The 19656-nt window shown below is 50.5% G+C and carries 11 protein-coding genes; 8 read left to right on the forward strand and 3 right to left on the reverse strand.

What is annotated here, in order from left to right; all coding sequences use genetic code 11:
* Positions 1-9 precede the first annotated feature (9 nt).
* A complete protein-coding gene (locus ACFOMG_RS03265; protein WP_376864777.1) occupies positions 10-1224 on the reverse strand; it encodes a cation:proton antiporter in 1215 nt (404 codons plus the stop codon).
* Positions 1225-1234: 10 nt separating this feature from the next.
* Positions 1235-1552 carry a hypothetical protein gene (locus ACFOMG_RS03270; protein WP_376864778.1) on the reverse strand — a complete coding sequence of 106 codons (318 nt, stop codon included), beginning with the start codon at positions 1550-1552 and terminating at the stop codon, positions 1235-1237.
* Between the two features lie 85 nt (positions 1553-1637).
* Between ACFOMG_RS03270 and ACFOMG_RS03275 the strand changes: the two genes are divergently transcribed.
* From ACFOMG_RS03275 to cmoB, 4 genes are all read left to right on the forward strand, one after another.
* Positions 1638-2240, forward strand: coding sequence for a hypothetical protein (locus tag ACFOMG_RS03275; protein WP_376864779.1), 603 nt, complete (start codon positions 1638-1640; stop codon positions 2238-2240).
* An 85-nt stretch (positions 2241-2325) separates the two neighbouring features.
* Positions 2326-3846: a hypothetical protein gene (locus ACFOMG_RS03280; protein ID WP_376864780.1), complete on the forward strand. Its 1521-nt coding sequence runs from the start codon at positions 2326-2328 to the stop codon at positions 3844-3846.
* 81 nt (positions 3847-3927) lie between these two features.
* Entirely contained in the window at positions 3928-4689 is a 762-nt protein-coding gene (gene cmoA, locus ACFOMG_RS03285) for a carboxy-S-adenosyl-L-methionine synthase CmoA (protein WP_376864781.1), read from the forward strand.
* 307 nt (positions 4690-4996) lie between these two features.
* Positions 4997-5995, forward strand: coding sequence for a tRNA 5-methoxyuridine(34)/uridine 5-oxyacetic acid(34) synthase CmoB (cmoB, locus tag ACFOMG_RS03290; RefSeq protein ID WP_376864782.1), 999 nt, complete (start codon positions 4997-4999; stop codon positions 5993-5995).
* Between the two features lie 81 nt (positions 5996-6076).
* Here cmoB and ACFOMG_RS03295 read toward each other — a convergent pair whose 3' ends face one another.
* A complete protein-coding gene (locus ACFOMG_RS03295; RefSeq protein WP_376864783.1) occupies positions 6077-13696 on the reverse strand; it encodes a hypothetical protein in 7620 nt (2539 codons plus the stop codon).
* Between the two features lie 446 nt (positions 13697-14142).
* Between ACFOMG_RS03295 and ACFOMG_RS03300 the strand changes: the two genes are divergently transcribed.
* The 4 genes from ACFOMG_RS03300 (at position 14143) to ACFOMG_RS03315 (ending at position 19545) form a co-directional block, all read left to right on the forward strand.
* Positions 14143-15279, forward strand: a complete 1137-nt coding sequence (locus ACFOMG_RS03300) for an efflux RND transporter periplasmic adaptor subunit (RefSeq protein WP_376864784.1) — start codon at positions 14143-14145, stop codon at positions 15277-15279.
* A 15-nt stretch (positions 15280-15294) separates the two neighbouring features.
* Positions 15295-18417: an efflux RND transporter permease subunit gene (locus ACFOMG_RS03305; RefSeq protein ID WP_376864785.1), complete on the forward strand. Its 3123-nt coding sequence runs from the start codon at positions 15295-15297 to the stop codon at positions 18415-18417.
* A gap of 372 nt (positions 18418-18789) precedes the next feature.
* A complete protein-coding gene (locus tag ACFOMG_RS03310; RefSeq protein ID WP_376864786.1) occupies positions 18790-19191 on the forward strand; it encodes a hypothetical protein in 402 nt (133 codons plus the stop codon).
* 18 nt (positions 19192-19209) lie between these two features.
* Complete coding sequence (locus ACFOMG_RS03315) at positions 19210-19545, forward strand: hypothetical protein (RefSeq protein ID WP_376864787.1); 336 nt, start codon at positions 19210-19212, stop codon at positions 19543-19545.
* The last annotated feature ends 111 nt before the right edge of the window (positions 19546-19656 follow it).

Here is a 19656-nt window from a genome sequence, read left to right on the forward strand (position 1 = left end):
CAGGTTCAATCAGGAGGGATCGGTTTTGTCGGGTCTGGCTTTAAATAACCAGATCCACAGCGATGTCGAGGCGCCGTGCAGGAACACACTCAGGGCAATGGTGACAATCGCCGTTGCCTGCAGTAGCGGGTAGTTATCCGACGTGCCGGTTTGTTGCATGACCAGCAAAAGATACAGAATGCTGGCGATACCTCGCGGACCAAACCAGGCCAGAAATAATTTACTTTTTGTCGCCAGGCCGGTCCCCAGCAGGCTCAGCCAGACCGGTAACATACGTACCAGGGTCAGGCTGAATAACGCATAAAGCACAATATCGGCGCTAAGATATGGCCAGGCGAGTGGCACAAAAACCGCACCAAAAATAAAAAATACGCTGAGCGTTAATAATTCGCCTTCCGCTTCGCCAAACTCTTTCAGTCGCTGAATCACAATTTTGTGGCGTGTCTGCATAAACAGTCCGGCAACAAATACCGCAATAAAACCATTACCCTGTAACAACTCCGCAGCACTGAAGGCCACCAGGGCAATACTGATGGAGGATAAGCGCTGATACAACGGGGATATCCAGTGGCTGTAGTGCGCCCGATTAATCAGGTAGCTGCCGCTACGGCCAATGAATACCCCAACAACCGCACCCAGAATCAGCTGCAGGCTGATAAATTCCAGCCAGTGGCTGGTGTTCAGCTGGTTGATACTTCCCAGCTGAGACAGTGCTAATGCCAGTAACAGCAGCGGCAGGGCGATGCCGTCGTTCAGGCCACTTTCAACATTAATAGAATGGCGCAGGTTGCGGTCGATGGCTTTTTTCTCCATCACACTCTGGGCCAGAGCAGCATCGGTGGGGGTGAGAATAATGGCCAGAATGACGGCGTTCAGCCAGCCCAGCCCGGTCAGCCAGAGACCGGTTAATGCGCCACAGACAATGGTCAGTGGTAAACCAATGGCCAGCAGGCGAATGGGGTAACGCTCGAATTGGGTCAGATGTTTTAAGCGGATTTGTGAAGCATCGGTAAATAATACCACTGCCAGAGTAACTTCTGCGATGATCATTACCAGCTCATCGTTTAGTTCAGTCGATATCCAGTTGAGCCCGAGTGGCCCACAGGCAATGCCGAGGGCAGTAAATAACATCGGCGCGGTGATGTCGGCCTGCTCAATTTTGCGCGCTAATAAACCGTATAAAAAGAGAGTGGCAGCTGCCAGCAGCAGGATATGCTCTTCCATGATGGACCTGTTAGTCTTCCCAGATAATACGTAACGGCTCGCCGAAATCGTCGTAGATAATTTTTTTGCGCGGTCGCCGGGAGGGCGTTTTGTGTTCCGGTTTACGTTTTTGCTGACGGCGCTGATCAATATCGCGCAGCAGGTGGTCAACCGGAGTGCGTTGTTCTTTCGGTTTTTCAAACCCCAGTGAACGGTCGTTATAGGCGCCGTTCACCAGGCCGCTGACACCGCGTTCCAGCTCTTTGACCTCTCCGCCCTGGCGCAGAAATTCCTCAACTTCCTGGCTGATCTGATCGCGAACCTGATTTTTGCTGGGACGTTTATTCATGACGGAACTTCTGGGTTATCAGAGGTCTGATCGGCTAGTATAACGCAAAATAATTGATAATTTCGGCCACCATCGATTCTCCGCTATGAAGTTAAAACCCTATATCCAGCCTCAGCTGGCCCGGCTGCTGAGCAGTCACGGGCTGAAAAATACCCGTCGCCGGTTGTGGCGGGCCCGCCAGGCCTTGTCTGCCGGGCAACCGGTAGTGGACGTCTGGTTACGTGCCGCCGATCCTTACAGCTATTTATTGGTGCAGGTGTTGCCACAGCTGCAACAGCGTTTTGCCGTGAACTGGCAGCTGAATATCTGTGCTGAGTTGCAGGATGATATGTACCCGGAGCCACAGATGTGGCAACACAACGCCCGGCAGCAAGGCCGCGCTACGGACTATTTATTGAGTTATGCCCGCGGCGTGAACGCCGAAGGTATTTTGTCGGAAACCGATGCCGGATTAAAGTATATTGTCGAACGTGCCGGGTTGCAGTGGTCACAGGCAAAAGCCATTCTTGAACGGCCGGATTGGCAGACCGCCTGGCACGATTGGGCGGAAGCCAATCGCGAAGAAATGATCGCTCAGGGCCAATGGGGTGTACCGTCGCTGCGCTACGGTGAGCTGACGCTGTGGGGCCAGGATCGGATTGAATTTATTGAACAGGCAATCCGGCGTCATTTAGGCCTGGCAGATTAGTGGCCCGCCCGAAATAATACTAACAGGCTCGGGTGCCAAAGATTCACTCAGCAAAAAAATTAAAACCCATTACAAGGAAGTCCGGATGTCTGATTCTCGTTCTTTACCTGCCAATAAAAAATACAACAAGAAAAAGGGCCGCATTGTTGGCACTGTGTTTGGTGGTATTTTTGTGGCCGCCGGTTTGTTTGCCGCGGTGGTTATTCTCACCGGTGATGCTCAGGAGGAGCCACTGGCGTTCCGGCTGTTGATGGCGCTGTTTTTTGCGGTTGTGTTTAGCGGTGTTGGTGGCGCCATTATCTGGTTTTCGTTAAAGAATGCGGATTTGCAACGGGAGCTGAAGAAAATACGCGACCAGGGCATCGCCAGTGAGCAGAAAGGTGCGCACAAACCGTTAATGATAATTGGTGCTGTATTTGGCACCCCAGGCCTGATTGTGAGCCTGCTCGGCCTGATTAACATGGAAGGCTATGTGTTTGGCGGTTTACCGTTTTTGGTGGTGGGTGGCGGTGTGTTTTTGTGGGGCCGCAAATCGCGACGCGATTATCAGAAAATCGGCCCGACGGTCATCACTCCGGATCCATTACCCGCGATAGTCGGTCACGAGGTTGGTGGTCACTTTATGCTGGCCGCTAAGCCGCGCAATGGCCTGATGCTTCGCCTCAGCTGTTTGCACACTTACAGCAGTGGTTCTGGCGATAACAGCACGACTCACACCAGTGTGATTCACCAGCAGCAAGCTCCGGCGTACATTGAGCCTCAGGCTGGCGGTGTACAGAAAGTCAGCTTTCTGTTTACCTTGCCGGAGAATGTGCCGGAAAGTAACAGTGCCGAATACCATGGTACGGTGAGCTGGCAACTGACGGCCACAGGCCAGGTCAGCAACGATCATAAAGTACCGGGCACTCAGATCACCGAATTGATCGAATTCAAACGCAGCTGGGAATTACCGGTGTTATCGCCGGCCTATGCCGCTGCCATGGGTCTGTCGGCCAGCCCCAGCCAGGTCAGTATTCCGCAGCAGCACCAGCAGCAGGTTGAGCAGCAGCAACGTCGGGAGGCTGAAAAGAGCGTCGAGCAGCAAATTGATATGCAAACCGATGCCCTGGGGGCAACCGAGATTGTCAGTGAAGCCGGACGTAACGCCGGTATGTGGGGCATATTACTGGGCATTGGGGCGGTCTTTGGCCTGGTGGGGTTAGGGTTATTGCTGTTGATGCTGGAGGAGGGTGGTGTGTTATGGCTGATTGCACCGGTCTTTACTCTGGTGGGCTGGAGCCTGTTTGGTTTTGGTGTGTTCCTCGTGGGGCGCAAACTGGAGGCCCGGATTCATCAGGGCAATGTGCAGATCATTCGCAGTGTTTTTGGCCGCCAGTTATATCAGCGTAACGGTCGTATTACATCGCCGTCACAGCTGAGTCTGGATGTGACCATGAGCTCAACCTCGCAGGATCATGTGAAAACTGAATACCTGGCGATCTACGCCAATATCGACGGCAAAAAGATCAAGTTGGCTGAAGGCATTGAAGGGCGTTTAGCCGGAGAAGCCATGATGGCGAAAATCAAAGCGGCGCTGACTCAGGAGCTGAACGACGAGCTGCTCTGAGTCGCCGCCAGGGTCGCTGTTTAAATTGCTCTGGCGTTGGTAGAATGCGCGGCTTATAACCGCCTTAGATCTGTCAACGCTATGAGCCATACCCCAGAACACGAAACCGATACCATTTATCAATCCGACCAGGGACAGGTTGCTGATTTTACCTTCGATCAGGCCGTCGCCCGGGTATTCCCGGATATGATCAAACGCTCGGTGCCGGGCTATGCCGAAACGGTAGCTATGTCTGGTGTGATCGCCGGACGTTATGCTCAGCCTGGCAGCAACCTGTACGACCTGGGTTGTTCTCTCGGTGCGGTTACCCTGGCGATGCGTCATGGCATCCACAATAAGGTGGCAGACTGCCGCATTATTGCCATCGATAATTCGCAGTCAATGGTTGAGCGTGCCGGTCATTATGTCGCCCTTGATGAGGCGGATTTTGTTGCCGACGCGGCGCCGGTGGAACTGGCCTGCGCCGATATCTGCCAGTATCCGCTGGTTAATGCCTCGGTGACAGCACTGAACTTTGTGCTGCAGTTTATTCCACTGGAGCAACGCCTGGCGCTGTTAAGCCGTATTGCCGCAGCGACCCTGCCGGGTGGTGCGCTGATTCTGTCGGAGAAAATTTGTTTCGATGATCAGGAGCAGCGGTTACAAACCGATCTGCATCACGACTTTAAACGGGCCAATGGCTATTCCGATCTGGAAATTGCTCAAAAACGCAGCGCCATTGAAAATGTGCTGATCCCGGAAAGCGAAAACGTGCACATCGAGCGCCTGAAGGCCGCGGGCTTTAGCAAGGTGATTCGCTGGTATCAGTGTTTTAATTTTGTGTCGTTTCTGGCGGTTAAATAATCGCCGGGAAACGTTAATTAAGTACCTTATAAAATTTTCCGGCCGGCACGCAAAAGCCACGTCCCTGTGATCGTTGCGTGCGCGCAACATCCATGTTGCTTCTGCGGAAAACTTTATAAGGTACTTAATTTAAATTTACCGAGAAATCGGGGGAACTGATTTCTGAATACAGTCGAGTATCGAAATGGGTGTTCTTTTTATAGCAGAAACAGGATGTTTCGGGCCTATCGTAGGCACAGGGATGTGCCTTGCGATAGGTGCGGCTAAAAGAGCTCCCGTTTCGTTACTCCCGATTTAGCAAGTAACGATGAAAGAAAACATACTCAGCTGGTTCGACGAACTCACTACCTTTATGCGCGATGGCAAACTGGCCCCCTGGGCCGGGGTTTTGCCACAACAAATGCAGCAGATCCTGGTCGATAAAGAACACGGCGACCAGCAACGCTGGCTGGATGCACTCCACAGCCTGCCCGTTATCGATGAGGTGGTGGCGGATTTAACCGCCCATGACCTGCGCCTTAGCAGTGATGCCATCAGCGCTGAGCAACAGCAGCAGGTGTATGAGGGGCTGAAAGGTCTGATGCCGTGGCGTAAAGGCCCGTTTCAGTTTTTTGATACACACATCGATACCGAATGGCGTTCAGACTGGAAGTGGCAACGGGTGCTGCCACATCTGTCGCCGCTGAAAAACCGGCTGGTACTGGATGTCGGTTGTGGCTCGGGCTATCACATGTGGCGAATGTTGGGGGAGGGCGCTTACCGGGTAATTGGCGTCGACCCGTCGCGTTTGTTCCTGATGCAGTTTCAGGCGATGAAGCGCTATCTGCAGTCTGCCCAGGCGGAGCCGGTGCGTGCTGACTTACTGCCATTAAAAATGGAAGACGTTCCGGCCCGGCTGAAAGCCTTTGATACCGTGTTCTCCATGGGCGTGTTGTACCACCGCAAATCGCCGCTGGAGCACCTGCAGGAGTTAAAGGACGCGTTAAAACCGGGAGGCGAACTGGTGCTGGAAACGCTGGTGATAGAAGGGCAGCTGGGCGCCACGCTGATGCCGGAAGACCGCTACGCTATGATGCGTAACGTCTGGTTCCTGCCCTCCACTGAAACCTTACTGCTCTGGTGTCGCCGTATTGGCTTTAAAAATGCCCGGGTCGTGGACTTAAACCAGACCTCACTGGAGGAACAGCGCAGCACCGACTGGATGCAATACAACTCACTGCAGGACTTCCTCGATCCGAACGACGTCAATAAAACCGCCGAAGGTTACCCGGCGCCGCTGCGCGCGGTGATCATTGCCGAGGCTTAACTCGACTTCGATTTTGATAATAAAAAAGCCGTGGCAGCCTTGAATTAGCTGCCACGGCTTTTTGTTTGTCGGATACTTTAATTATTGAGGTCTGCGGCGTAAGCCATAAACCCCGATAAATAACATCATCAGGTACCAGAGGTGTATTGCACCGCCGCCTCCGCCAGACGATTCTGAGCCAGAGTTGTCACCATCAGAGCCGTTATCACTGCCTGATCCATCTCCAGGCGTTGGTTCGGTCGTCGCTGCTTTTACCTCAAAGCTGATTTCAGCCTGAGCAGACAGGGGGGGCGTTGCATTGTCGGTAGCCGTTACGACAACCTTATATTCCTGCACAGGTAACCCTTGTGGATTAACGGTGACGGTTTCTCCCGCTTGAGCGGCAAGACCCAAATCGTTCAGATCCCACGCCAGAACATGCTGATCCTGAATATTGGGGTCGGTAACTACAGCGGTCAGAGTGACCAAGCCTGCATCTTGTTTCACTTCACTGATAATTTCACCGCCTTGTCTTAACACCAAGGTTACCGCTGGTGGCAGGTTCATCTCAGTAATGGTCAGCAGATGAGTCCGGCCATCGTCAGGCAGAGCATAGCCAAACTGGTTGCCACCCTGGCTGTTTGGTTTGCTGGCAATTTGAATTTGCAGGGTTTCATCCTGTTCTGAAATATTATCCTCCAGAATCGGAATCTGCAGATTACCTGTAGTATTAGCCGCTTCGCCATCTCCTAACTCAATAACAACAGTGTGAATTGCCGTTGCTTCAAATTCAGGCGCAAGATCCAGCGCGGAAGTTGTCGAGTTATCCAGATTTAATTTCACAGGGACTTCGACCGGGTATTCCGGTGAAATACCTGACAATTCGATCTGAATTTCCGCGTTTACATTTTCAGTGCTCTGACTTTGCGCAAGGCTGAAACGAACTTCTGGATAGATGTAAACCTTCTGCTCTTTGGCGACACTGCGGTTGCCTGCACCATCAATGGCGTACCAACTAATCGTTTGCAAACCAACCGGAATTTCAACGTTTGTATTGCCCGTCAGATCCAATGCAGAGCCATTTAAAATACCCTGATATCTTATCGCTGAAGCAGTATCAACAATATCTGTTGCAACCAGTTGGCCTGTCATCAGATTAAGATTGGCTGCGCTCAATATATGGGCCGTGCCATCTTCATTATTAACCGGGCTGTACCAGACAGGGGCGACAGAAACTAACGTTGGCTTACCGTTGTCAGTATTATTGTCTGTATCGATATCGTTTTTAACGCCATCGTTATCGGTATCGTTTAACTGAGCATCAAGCATCAGGCCTGAACCTGTACGGCAGCTGGAACTGCAAGCTGAGTTCCAGCTATCTGGTAAGCCATCTTTATCAACGTCAATAGATGCTGCAGCATTTAATCTGAATGCATCATCAACGTCATTAATACCATCGTTATCATCGTCAGGGTCCGCCATCATGCCGCTTGCCTGACAGGTATTGTCACATGTATCCGGACGACCGTCGCCATCGAAGTCAGCATGGTTACCAATGGCTACGATTGGGTAACCATCCAGTACATCGGTAATCCCGTCATTGTCATCGTCATCGTCTGCTGTTTTGCCGGCATTTAAACAGTCAACATCACATTCATCCGGTAAGCCGTCGCGATCAGTATCTTTCATATCAACAATAGTGAGGGTATGACGACGGCCATCTTCAGGCAGAGTGTAGCTGAAATCATCTGGAGCTTTGCTGGCAGGTTTGGCAGCGATATTCAGGATCAGAGTTTCATCCTGTTCATCAGCAAACTCCTGTAAAACGGGTACAGCAATGCTTGCTGTGGTTGGTGGAGTTTCAGCATTCCCACGTTCAATACGAACCACATGAGTATCGGTAATATCAAATGATTCATTAACGTCATCCTGGGATGCGGTTGAATCAGCAATAACGACTTTAACCGGAATATCAACCGGATATTCTGGTGATGGTCCGGTTAGTTGCAGCGCAATCTTGGCAGTATCCGGCTCGCCAATTAATGATGAATTAAAGGAAAATTTAATCTGAGGATAGATATTAACCTGCTGCTCCATGGCATCACTGCGGTTCCCGGAACTGTCTTCTGCAACCCAGGAGATAATTTGCTTACCTGCCGGAATGATCACTTCAGCTTCGGTATTTTCAACTAATTCTGTGCCATTCAGATATGCTCGGAATCTGATTTTATCGGAAGTATCAACAACGTCGCTGGCAGATAATTGCGACAACATACGATCAATATCCTGCGCAGAAGCAATGTAGGCAGAACCGTCTTCGTTATTGACCGGTGTGTACATGGTTGGTCCAACAGCAATGATTGTAGGCTTGCCATTGTCTGCTTCGTTATCCGGATCCTCCGAATTAATAACACCATCGTTATCGGTATCATTCAGTTGAGTATCCAGAGACAAGCCAGAATCAGACTGACATTGGAAATCACAGCTATCCGCCCATTTATCCGGAAGACCATCATGATCAGCATCGATGGAAGCAGCAGCGATTAGTGGAAAGCGATCTTCACTATCAATGACTGAATCACCATCATCGTCATCGTCTGCTGTTTTGCCGGCATTTAAACAGTCAACATCACATTCATCTGGTAAGCCGTCGCGATCAGTATCTTTCATATCAACAATAGTGAGGGTATGACGACGACCATCTTCAGGCAGAGCGTAGCTGAAATAACGTGGAGCTTTGCTGGCAGGTTTGGCAACGATATTCAGGATCAGAGTTTCATCCTGTTCATCAGCAAACTCCTGTAAAACGGGTACAGCAATGCTTGCTGTGGTTGGTGGAGTTTCAGCACTCCCACGTTCAATACGAACCATATGAATTTTGGTAATATCAAATGATTCATTAACGTCATCCTGGGATGCGGTTGAATCAGCAATAACCACTTTAACCGGAATATCAACCGGGTATTCTGGTGATGGTCCGGTTAGTTGCAGCGCAATCTTGGCAGTATCCGGCTCGCCAATTAATGATGAATTAAAGGAAAATTTAATCTGAGGATAGATATTAACCTGCTGCTCCATGGCATCACTGCGGTTCCCGGAACTGTCTTCTGCAACCCAGGAGATAATTTGCTTACCTGCCGGAATGATCACTTCAGCTTCGGTATTTTCAACCAATTCTGTGCCATTCAGATATGCCCGGAATCTGATTTTATCGGAAGTATCAACAACGTCGCTGGCAGATAATTGCGACAACATACGATCAATATCCTGCGCAGAAGCAATATAGGCAGAACCGTCTTCATTATTGACCGGTGTGTACATGGTTGGTCCAACAGCAATGATTGTAGGCTTGCCATTGTCTGCTTCGTTATCCGGATCCTCCGAATTAATAACACCATCGTTATCGGTATCACTCAGTTGAGTATCCAGAGACAAGCCAGAATCAGACTGACATTGGAAATCACAGCCATCCGCCCATTTATCCGGGAGACCATCATGATCAGCATCGATGGAAGCAGCAGCGATTAGTGGAAAGTCGTCATTAATGTCGTCGATACCATCATTATCATCGTCCGGGTCTGCTGCCATCCCTGTTGCCTGACAGTTTGTATCACAACTATCCGGGCGGCCATCTTTGTCATTATCAGGGTAATCGCCAATAGCTACGTTCGGATATCCATCAGACTCATCCGGAATCAAATCGTTATCATCATCTTCGTCAGCTGTCATGCCCAGTGCAATACAAGAAGGGTCACAGTCATCAGGAATACCATCTTGGTCGGCATCAGTCAGTGCGCCAATAGAGATGAATGGGTAGCCATCACTCAGATCGTTGACCGAGTCATTGTCAAAGTCATAAGGCTTTTCGTCATTGGTATCTATAACTCCGTCGCCATCACTGTCGCGATAAAAATTATCACCTACTTTTAACGCCGGAAGCTGCTGGTTGGTGCCAAAGTCCCACTGACTGGCATCCCAGCCAGAGAACAGAATGACATCTTCATTATCATGACAAGCACTGCTATTTACAGAGGTTTCTGCCTGAATCGGACACTGTAATTGCCGCAGAGAAAATGAACCGATATTAATTGCTGTATCATCGTAGCTCACAGGAATATCGACAGAAATGGACGTATTCTGCCAGTAAATCGAATTCACAATAGATGTATACAAATTGCCAGCAGGCGCAACAGGATTCTTACCATCGGGGGTTAGTACCAAGCTATAGGAATTACTGATGGTGCTTTCAATTGCTCTTCCTATAATCCCGCCAGTATAGGATGTATCCGATTTTGCCTGGCCAAACGCCATAACATTGTTAATGGAAGAATTTACTGAGACGCCGGCTATCAGGCCAACCGTATCGCTCTCGGAATATACTTCACCACTGGCAACAATATTATTAATGGTTGAGGTTTTCATATTACCAGCAAGCAGTCCGGCGTGATGACCTGAATTTAAAATACGCCCGGTAATAATCAGATTATGAATGCGTGCGTCTTCCAGTTTGCTAAACAAACCGTAGAGTTCACGCCAGGCATATTCGTCATTGTTTATGTATAAATTATCGATACGGTGGCCATTGCCGGAAAACTCACATCTGAAACGCTCGAACGCTTCGTTTCCAATCGGAGACCAGCCTTTACCGTCATTCCAGTAGTCATCCAGTTCAGAAACAGCACCATCACCATTGCTATCAAAATCCAGATCAGCAACTAATTCGTAACCTTGGCAACGACGAACGTTCTGACCGTTATGAATCATTATCGGACAGCCAGTACTATCCGGATCAGCTGTTTCACTAACCACTTTTGCAGCACCCTCTAACTGGAAGCGCATCGCATCCAGATCGGCCAGGGTACGGATATCAATTAAGCCATTACCATTGCTATCAGCGTTCAAAACGCCATTGGTATCCTCATCTTCTGCGTCTGGTATTCCGTCGTTGTCAACGTCATTAGCATAAGGGTCCGGGCTAATACCAGTACCTTCCAGTGTTGCTGCACAGCTTGCATCACACAGCTCTGGCATGCCATCCAGGTCAGAGTCACTCCAGATTTCCTGATGTTGCGGGAAGCCATCCAACTGCAGGCCAGAATTAGCAACACACTCGCTATCACAATGTGGACTCCAGCTATCGGGGTAACCGTCCTGATCTGCATCTTCGTGAGCCGCATAAAGCAGTGGCCAGTTATCAGAAGCGTCGTCGACGCCATCGCCATCACTATCGCGGTACTGTTCTCCGGCGATCGTTAACGCAGGCGTTTGATTGCTGTTGCCAAAATCCCAGATTTCTTCGGACCAGTCCTGGTACAGAGTGGTATCTGCACAATTTGTGTCTGAGGCGGCTACCGGGCAGGTTAATTCGCTCAGCGTTGAACCGTTATCATTCTGATGGCTGCCTTTCACCCAATAGTTATTGTTAAAAGTGGTCGTTCCTTCAGGGATCCCCAGTAAGGGGCCGTTGCCAGCATGATTATAAGTACCGTTAAGTGTTCCGGAAAAATAAGAATTCTCTATAAAACTGTTCTTTGGAGTCTCGCCACTAACATTGCCGCCCAGCAAGGCCGATGCGAACTGACCAGTAATAACTGCACTGACGAAGCTGTTGGTAATTTGATAGTCGGATATTGCCGTGCCGATTAATCCCGCCTTACGTCCTAGGGCCAACGGATCCGAAGTGACACTGCCGATAAAGGCAACTTCATTCAGGCGAACTCCTTCGTTAGCATGACCTATGATGCCGCCAACGGTGGTTTGGAAGAGTGATTGAATCTCTATGGAGCCCGAGAACAGCACTTTGTGCAAACTGGCATTGTTGGCGAGGAGGGCGATGCCAGCAGCTTCATACCTCCTTCTTGTGGAAGTAACACTGGAGTTAATAAATGCAAGGTTCCTGATTTCAGCATTACTTAATTCACCAAAAATAGCGACGTTTTCGTATGGCTCGGTTGAATGAATTGTCAGATTGCGGATCTTAAAACCGTTGCCTTCTAAAATACCGTGTAATGCAGGAATTTTTACAAACCCTTTGCTGTCATTCCAGAAGCTGTCGCCATGATCGAACTTACCATTATTATTAGTGTCAAAATCCAGATCATTCACTAATTCATAGCCGATACATTGCGCTTTTGGATAACCATCGATTATCGCCAGAGGGCAGCCACTGCTGTCTATTTCGCCATATCCTGATAGTCGGCGGCCAGCTCCGTTAGACTGAAAACGGATGGCCCTGAATTGCTCTAGTGTAGAAATTTCAATCAGACCGTTGCTGTCAGCGTCGGCATCAATCTGACCATCGTCGTTGTCATCGTTGTCCGTAAGGTCAGAACCATTTTTATTGTTTCTGTCATTCGGGGATGCATCGATAACCAGGCCTGAATTTTGCTGACAGGTTTGGTTGCAGCTTGAGTTCCAGGCTTCAGGCTGATTATCAGCGTCAGCGTCTAAAGATGCTGCGATGTTATAAGGGAGATGATCGACCGTTAAACCTGAACTATTCTGGCATTCAGTGTTACAGCCAGCGGTCCAGAAATCCGGGTAGCCATCGTTATCAGAATCTTTATAAGCGGCATAGTTGTGAGGGAAGTCATCGTCTTCATCAAGAATACCGTCGTTGTCGGTATCGCGAATAATAGCTCCATTCCAGATTAACGCAGGCAATTGCTGACCCGTGCCAAAGTCCCAGACCGGACTGCCATCTTCATAAGTTGAGGTTTCCCATTCGCTGTAAAGCTCGGTGTCTGCGCAGTCTGTGTTATTGGCGGTTGTCGGGCAGGTTAGTTCAGCCAGAGAAAAGCCACCGCCATTACTGATCTTGGAAGATGCTCCGAGCCTGGTGGTGTTAATATAATCGGTTACCCAATGGCTATTAACGCCTCTGCCGCGAATATAGGCGATAGCCGCTTTACTCAAACCATCTAGGTGAACAGCGGTATAGCTGTTTTTGATTGTGGTATTGGACCTACCGGAATTAATAAAACCGCCAGCACCGCCAGCACTGCCATGGCTGATGCTGCCTGTTGCATATACTGCTTCCAGTGTGCTGTCCTGATCTGTCCTGCCTACAAGAGCCCCCACCCAATTGCTTGATAACCTAATGTGTGCGGCAGAAGCAAACAGAGTTGAGTTTTTGATGTCGCCAGCTATACCACCAAGAGTATACGTTGCGGTTGCTTCGCCATAAGCAATCAGTTCCGATAGGGCGGAATTACTAGCCTCGCCAACAATTAGTCCCACTTCGGAACGCCCGGTAATGGAACCATCTACTCTAAGACGGCGGATCTTGGCATTGTCAATTTCACCGAACAGACCGACATTACTGGTACTGCGATTAAAGTGAAAGTTGTCTATTGTGTGGTAGCTACCATCAAATATTGCGCTGAATTTGTTAGATGAATCGCCAATTGGCAGCCAGCCTTCACCCCTGTTCCAGTAATCATCCAGTTCGGTGATTGTGCCGTCACCATTGGTGTCAAAATCAAGATCGGTGGTTAGTTCGAAGCCATTACAGCCTTCCGCGGGGCAGCCGTCGCTTGAGGCGTACAGGGATGAACCATCGAGATTGTTGCGGATTTCATCTAAGTCCGCTAAGTCGTTAATTTCGATTAAACCATCATTATCCAGATCGTAATCTGAACGTCCGGATTCGGCATGTGAGGATGGTGAGAGTAAAATCAGAAATGCAGAAAGGCTTCCTGCCAGCTGGTGCCGCAGTGTCATGTGTTTCTTCCCTGAAATCAAATTGTGACAAAGTTCTAAGGCGCGGATGTTAACGAAGACTAAAACCATGCACCAGTACTGATTTGCTAATGGTGATATTGGTATCAATTCTGGCGTATTCGGTCCTGAGTTAGTGAGCGATACGCAATAATCAGAGGTTTTTAGCCCGATTATTCGAGCTTCTTAGTGAATGCTGATAAAAACCTCAGTATATGCCTGTGCTTTTATATTGTTAAATAAAAAGGGGTAGAGTCCCTTTTGTCTTAGCAATTGTTCCGAATAGTTAAACAATCCTTTCCGCCAGGCTCCTCTAGCTTGTTTACTGACAAATCGTTATAAACTACGCTTCCGATTTTTAACTGGCAGGGTTGCCGGTGGACGCTGGCTGGGATTGCTCCCGTTTGTTTCCGCTGTGCCCGGCGCCGATCGCACACATTGAGGACCTTATGGCAACAATTGCTTCACGTTTCAGGTTATGGGCTGCCGCTGGTGCCCTGCTGGCTGGACTTTCAGGCTGCAGTGAGCAGCAGGCCGGACCACAGGCTGGTCCACAAATGCCACCACCGGGAGTGGGGGTGGTCACGTTATCCAGCGAACGTCTGGAGCTGACCGATACGTTACCGGCCCGGGTGTCCGCCTACCGTACAGCAGAAATCCGGCCGCAGGTCAGCGGCATTATTCTGCAGCGTTTCTTCAGCGAAGGCGCCACGGTTAAAGCCGGCGATAAGTTGTATCAGATTGATCCGACGTTATACGAAGCGGAATTAGCCAGTGCCAAAGCCAATCTGGCCGTGGCGGAAGCGAATGCTTACACCGCACGCCTGAAAGCCAAGCGATTTAAAGAGCTGGCGCGTAAATCTGCCATCAGTGCTCAGGAAGTGGATGATTCCGATGCGCTGGCAAAACAGGCGGCTGCTCAGGTAAAAGCGGCCCAGGCAGCCGTTCGTGCGGCTCAGATTAATCTGGGTTACACCAAAATCACCGCGCCGATTTCGGGTGTGATTGGTCGTTCCACTATTACCGAAGGGGCTCTGGTTTCCGCTCAGCAGGCAACCGCACTGACCATTATCCGTCAGCTGTCACCTGTGTATGTCGATATCAAACGCCCGGCGGCGTCGCTGTTGCAAATGAAAAACCCGGAACTGTCGCGTGATGTTCGGGTAGCACTGGATGACGGCACTCAGTTTGGTGAAACCGGCAAGCTGCAGTTTGCGGATGTCAGCGTTGATGAAGGCACCGGCACCATTAACCTGCGGGCTTTGTTCCAGAACGACGCTGCGGCGCTGCTGCCGGGTATGTTTGTTCGTGCAGAAGTCCCCAGTACGCTGATTGACGACGCGATTTTAGTACCACAACAAGCGGTTGTGCGTCAGGCCACCGGCCAGACCATGGCCTGGGTTGTGGGCGACGACAACAAGGCGCAGATGCGCAATATCGTGGTAACCCGTGCTATTGGCAACCAGTGGTTATTACAGTCTGGTCTGCAGGCCGGTGAGCGGGTGGTGATCAGTGGCATTCAGAAGCTGCAACAGGCCCGCACCCGTGACCCGATCGCCGTGACACCAGAAGAAGCCAAACGTTAAGGAGTATCCTGAAATATGGCTAAGTTTTTCATCGACCGGCCGATTTTTGCCTGGGTGATCGCCATCATCATTATGTTGGCGGGCACTCTGGCAGTATTGCAGCTGCCGGTTCAGCAATATCCGACCATTGCACCACCGTCGGTGCGGATTGCCGCTATGTATCCGGGGGCTTCGGCCAAAACCTTGGAAGATACCGTCACTCAGGTGGTGGAACAGAATATGACGGGTATCGATAACCTGTTGTATATGTCGTCCCAGAGCAGCAGCTCAGGTAGCGCTACCATTACTCTGACCTTTGCGCCCGGCACTGATGCCGATATTGCTCAGGTTCAGGTGCAGAATAAGCTGTCGCTGGCGGAAGCGCTGTTACCCGACGAAGTGAAACGTATGGGTCTGAGCGTTACCAAAGCGTCCAGTTCCTTCCTGATGGTGGTGGGCCTGGTATCAGAAAATGGTGAGATGACCCGCTCTGACCTGGCCGACTACGCCAACAGTTATCTGAAAGATCCGTTATCGCGTACCACTGGCGTTGGTGAAATGCGGGTGTTTGGTTCGCAATACGCCATGCGTATCTGGCTGGAGCCGGAAAAGCTCAATGCCTTTGGCCTGACACCGCTGGATGTTAAAGCCGCCGTAGGCGCGCAGAACAGCCAGTTTGCTGCCGGTCAGCTGGGTGGTTTGCCCGCCATTTCCGATCAGCAGTTAAATGCCACCATCATCGCCCAGACCCGGCTGGAGTCGGTCGAGGAATTTGAAGACATCCTGCTGAAGGTGAATACCGACGGTTCTCAGGTGCGGCTGAAAGACGTGGCCCGTATTGAACTCGGGGCACAGGATTATTCGGTATTGGGTTATTACAACGGCAGCCCGGCCACCGGTATTGCTATTCAGCTGGCACCGGGTGCCAATGCGCTGGATACCGCAGCAGCAGTGCGCACCAAAATTGAAGAGTTATCGGCGTTCTTCCCGGAAGATCTGAAGGTGGTGTATCCCTACGACACCACGCCGTTTGTAAAAATCTCCATCGAAGAGGTGGTGAATACCCTGATTGAAGCTGTGGTGCTGGTCTTCCTGGTGATGTTCCTGTTCCTCGGTAACTTCCGTGCCACCCTGATTCCGACCATCGCCGTGCCTGTGGTGCTGTTGGGTACCTTTGGTGTGATGGCACTGTTTGGTTACAGCATCAACACGCTGACCATGTTTGGCCTGGTGCTGGCGATTGGTCTGTTAGTGGATGACGCCATCGTTGTGGTGGAAAACGTTGAACGGGTAATGGATGAAGATGGTCTGCCACCGCGTGAAGCCACGCGGAAATCGATGGGTCAGATCACCTCGGCACTGATTGGTATTGCACTGGTACTGTCGGCGGTATTTGTCCCAATGGCCTTTATGGGCGGCTCCACCGGTGCGATTTACCGTCAGTTCTCGCTGACCATTGTATCGGCCATGTTGCTGTCGGTACTGGTGGCGCTGATTCTGACGCCGGCTTTGTGTGCCACCATTCTGAAACCGGCTCACAAAGGTGAAATGGAAGAACAGGCCGGATTCTTCGGCTGGTTTAACCGCTTATTCCACAAAGCCACCAATGGTTATGTCGGCACTGTCGGCGGCACGCTGAAACGTCCGACCCGTATGGTACTGGTTTACCTCGGTATGGTAGCGGTGATGGCGGTCTTGTATGTGCGGCTGCCAACGTCTTTCCTGCCGACCGAAGACCAGGGGTTGGTGCTTAACCTGGTGCAATTGCCTGCCGGTGCCACTCAGGAGCGCACGGCGGTGGTGATGGACAAAATGCGTGAGCATTATATGAATGATCCGGCGGTGGAATCGATCTTTACCGCAGCAGGCTTCAGTTTTGCCGGTATGGGTCAGAACATGGGTATTGGCTTTGTGAAGCTGAAACACTGGGATGAGCGTCAGGATCCTGGCCTGGCGGCCGGTGCGGTGATTGGCCGTGCCTGGGGCGCGCTGAGCCAGATTAAAGACGCCACCATCTACCCGATTAACCTGCCGCCGATTCCGGAGTTGGGTACCGCATCCGGTTTTGATGTGATGCTGCAGGATCGTAATAACATCGGCCATGAAAAACTGCTGCAGGCGCGTAACATGCTGCTCGGTATGGCTTCGCAGGACCCACGCCTGAGCCAGGTGCGGCCAAACGGTATGGAAGATGTCCCTGTGTTCCGCATCGACATCGACTACGAAAAAGTAAAGTCTCTGGGGCTGAGCGTATCGGATGTAAACGCAACCCTGAGTACCGCCTGGGGTGGCTCTTACGTCAACGACTTCCTCGACCGTGGTCGGGTGAAAAAAGTTTATGTTCAGGGCGATGCACCGTCGCGTATGTTGCCGGAAGATCTGCAGCAATGGTATGTGCGTAACAATATGGGTGATATGGTGCCGTTCTCTGCCTTTGCCAGCACCCGCTGGGAATACGGTTCGCCACGGCTGGAACGTTACAACGGTGTACCGTCGATGAATATTCAGGGCCAGGCGGCGCCGGGTCTGAGTACCGGTGATGCGATGAAAGCAATTGAAGAAATTGTCGCCAAGCTGCCGCCGGGTGTTGGTATCGAATGGACCGGCATGTCGTTCCAGGAGCGGGAGTCGGGTTCCCAGGCGCCGCTGTTGTACGCCTTATCGCTGCTGGTGGTATTCCTCTGCCTGGCAGCCCTGTACGAAAGCTGGTCGGTACCTTTCTCAGTGATGCTGATTGTACCATTGGGGGTGATGGGGGCACTGATTGCCGCCACCGGTCGTGGCTTAAGCAATGACGTGTACTTCCAGGTGGGGCTGTTAACCACCATCGGTTTGTCAGCGAAAAACGCCATCCTGATCGTTGAATTCGCCAAAGCTCTGGTGGAGCAGGGTAAAGGACTGGTAGAGGCCTCAATGGAAGCGGCGCGTATGCGTTTACGGCCGATCATTATGACCTCGCTGGCGTTTATTCTTGGGGTATTACCGCTGGCGCTGAGCAGTGGCGCGGGTGCGATGAGCCGTCAGGCGATTGGTACCGGTGTGATTGGTGGTATGTTAGCGGCCACCTTCCTGGCGATCTTCTTTGTACCGCTGTTTTATGTGCTGGTGATGAAACTCACCTGGAAGCTGCGCGGCAGGCCGGAAGGCGTTAAAGACTGATCGTCTTAACAAGCGTTAGCCTGAGCCCGTTTATCGTCAGATAAACGGGCTTTTTTGTGGTTGATTACCCGGCGTTAATATCAGCAACTGACTATCGGTGCTTATGTTTTCTGGCTGCGACATGAGTCACAGGCTTAACGGCAAAATCGCTGGCAGCTATTACTGCGTTTCTACATAATAACAGCCCTGTGCTAGCCGTAGCGCACTAACCCGAAGTTATGTTTAAGGATAGATATGAGTTATTACCTGAATATTTATGCATGCCCACACGCGCAAGTCAGTGAATTTCTAAATAGTGGAGTGGATTCCCGACAGGTTGTGGCGCTCATAAATAGTCTCAGTCCGGAGGAGCAAGCTGAACTCAGAAAACTGGTGTTAAAAAATTACTCGCGTGATCCGGAAACCGCGGAAAGCGATGATGCCAATGAACTGATTGCCGCGCTGGAAGCGGTATGTCATCAGCTGGCGGATAATAAAACCGTGGTTGAATTCGAACTGGATGAAGATCTGCTGCCGGAAATGTGGGAGTTCGCATTTGATGACTGGGACGTAGCGGATGATTTTGAATTGCCGATTTCTGCCGATGGCACACCCGCGGTTATTTACCGAAATAACGAATCACTGGAAGAGTACCTGGCCAAGTTTAAAGAAATGGAATCAAGTGGTGATTACGATGAAGACTGCCTCGAAGAAGAGGATTTAGAAACACTGATTCAGGTAATAGAGCAGGCTGTGGAATCAGACAGTGGCCTGTTTGTATTTTGTTGGCAATAAGCCCGGCAGATATCCGCAATGATTGCGGGCGCACTCATTAAGGAAAAAACCATGGAAGAAATCAGAGAATCACTGCAACAAATTCAGAAAATATTTGAAGCGGATCTCAGAACGGCAATAACTGCCTGTTGTGAGGAATCATCACCTTATGGATTTGCGCTGATGCTGGGAGAGGATCTGGAGATGGCCACCCCGGTTGTGGTAACCAATTCAGAAGCGGATTTACCGGACCCAGAAGATAACGACGCCCGCTATATTCCGGATGAATGGAAAGGGTGGAAATATGAGTATTTCGGCAACTTTAAGCGTGCTTATGCGGAGCTGTTTAACACGTTTTCAGGAGACTATAAATAATTCTGTGTAACTGCACTGATTAAATATAGTCTCTCAACTGCTCTTCAAACTCAATAATGAAATGATTTAATGCCGGCTTCCAATTGCGAATCGGCATTGTCCATTTTCTTG

The organism is Bacterioplanoides pacificum (assembly GCF_042648445.1).
Lineage (GTDB): Bacteria > Pseudomonadota > Gammaproteobacteria > Pseudomonadales > Oceanobacteraceae > Bacterioplanoides > Bacterioplanoides pacificum.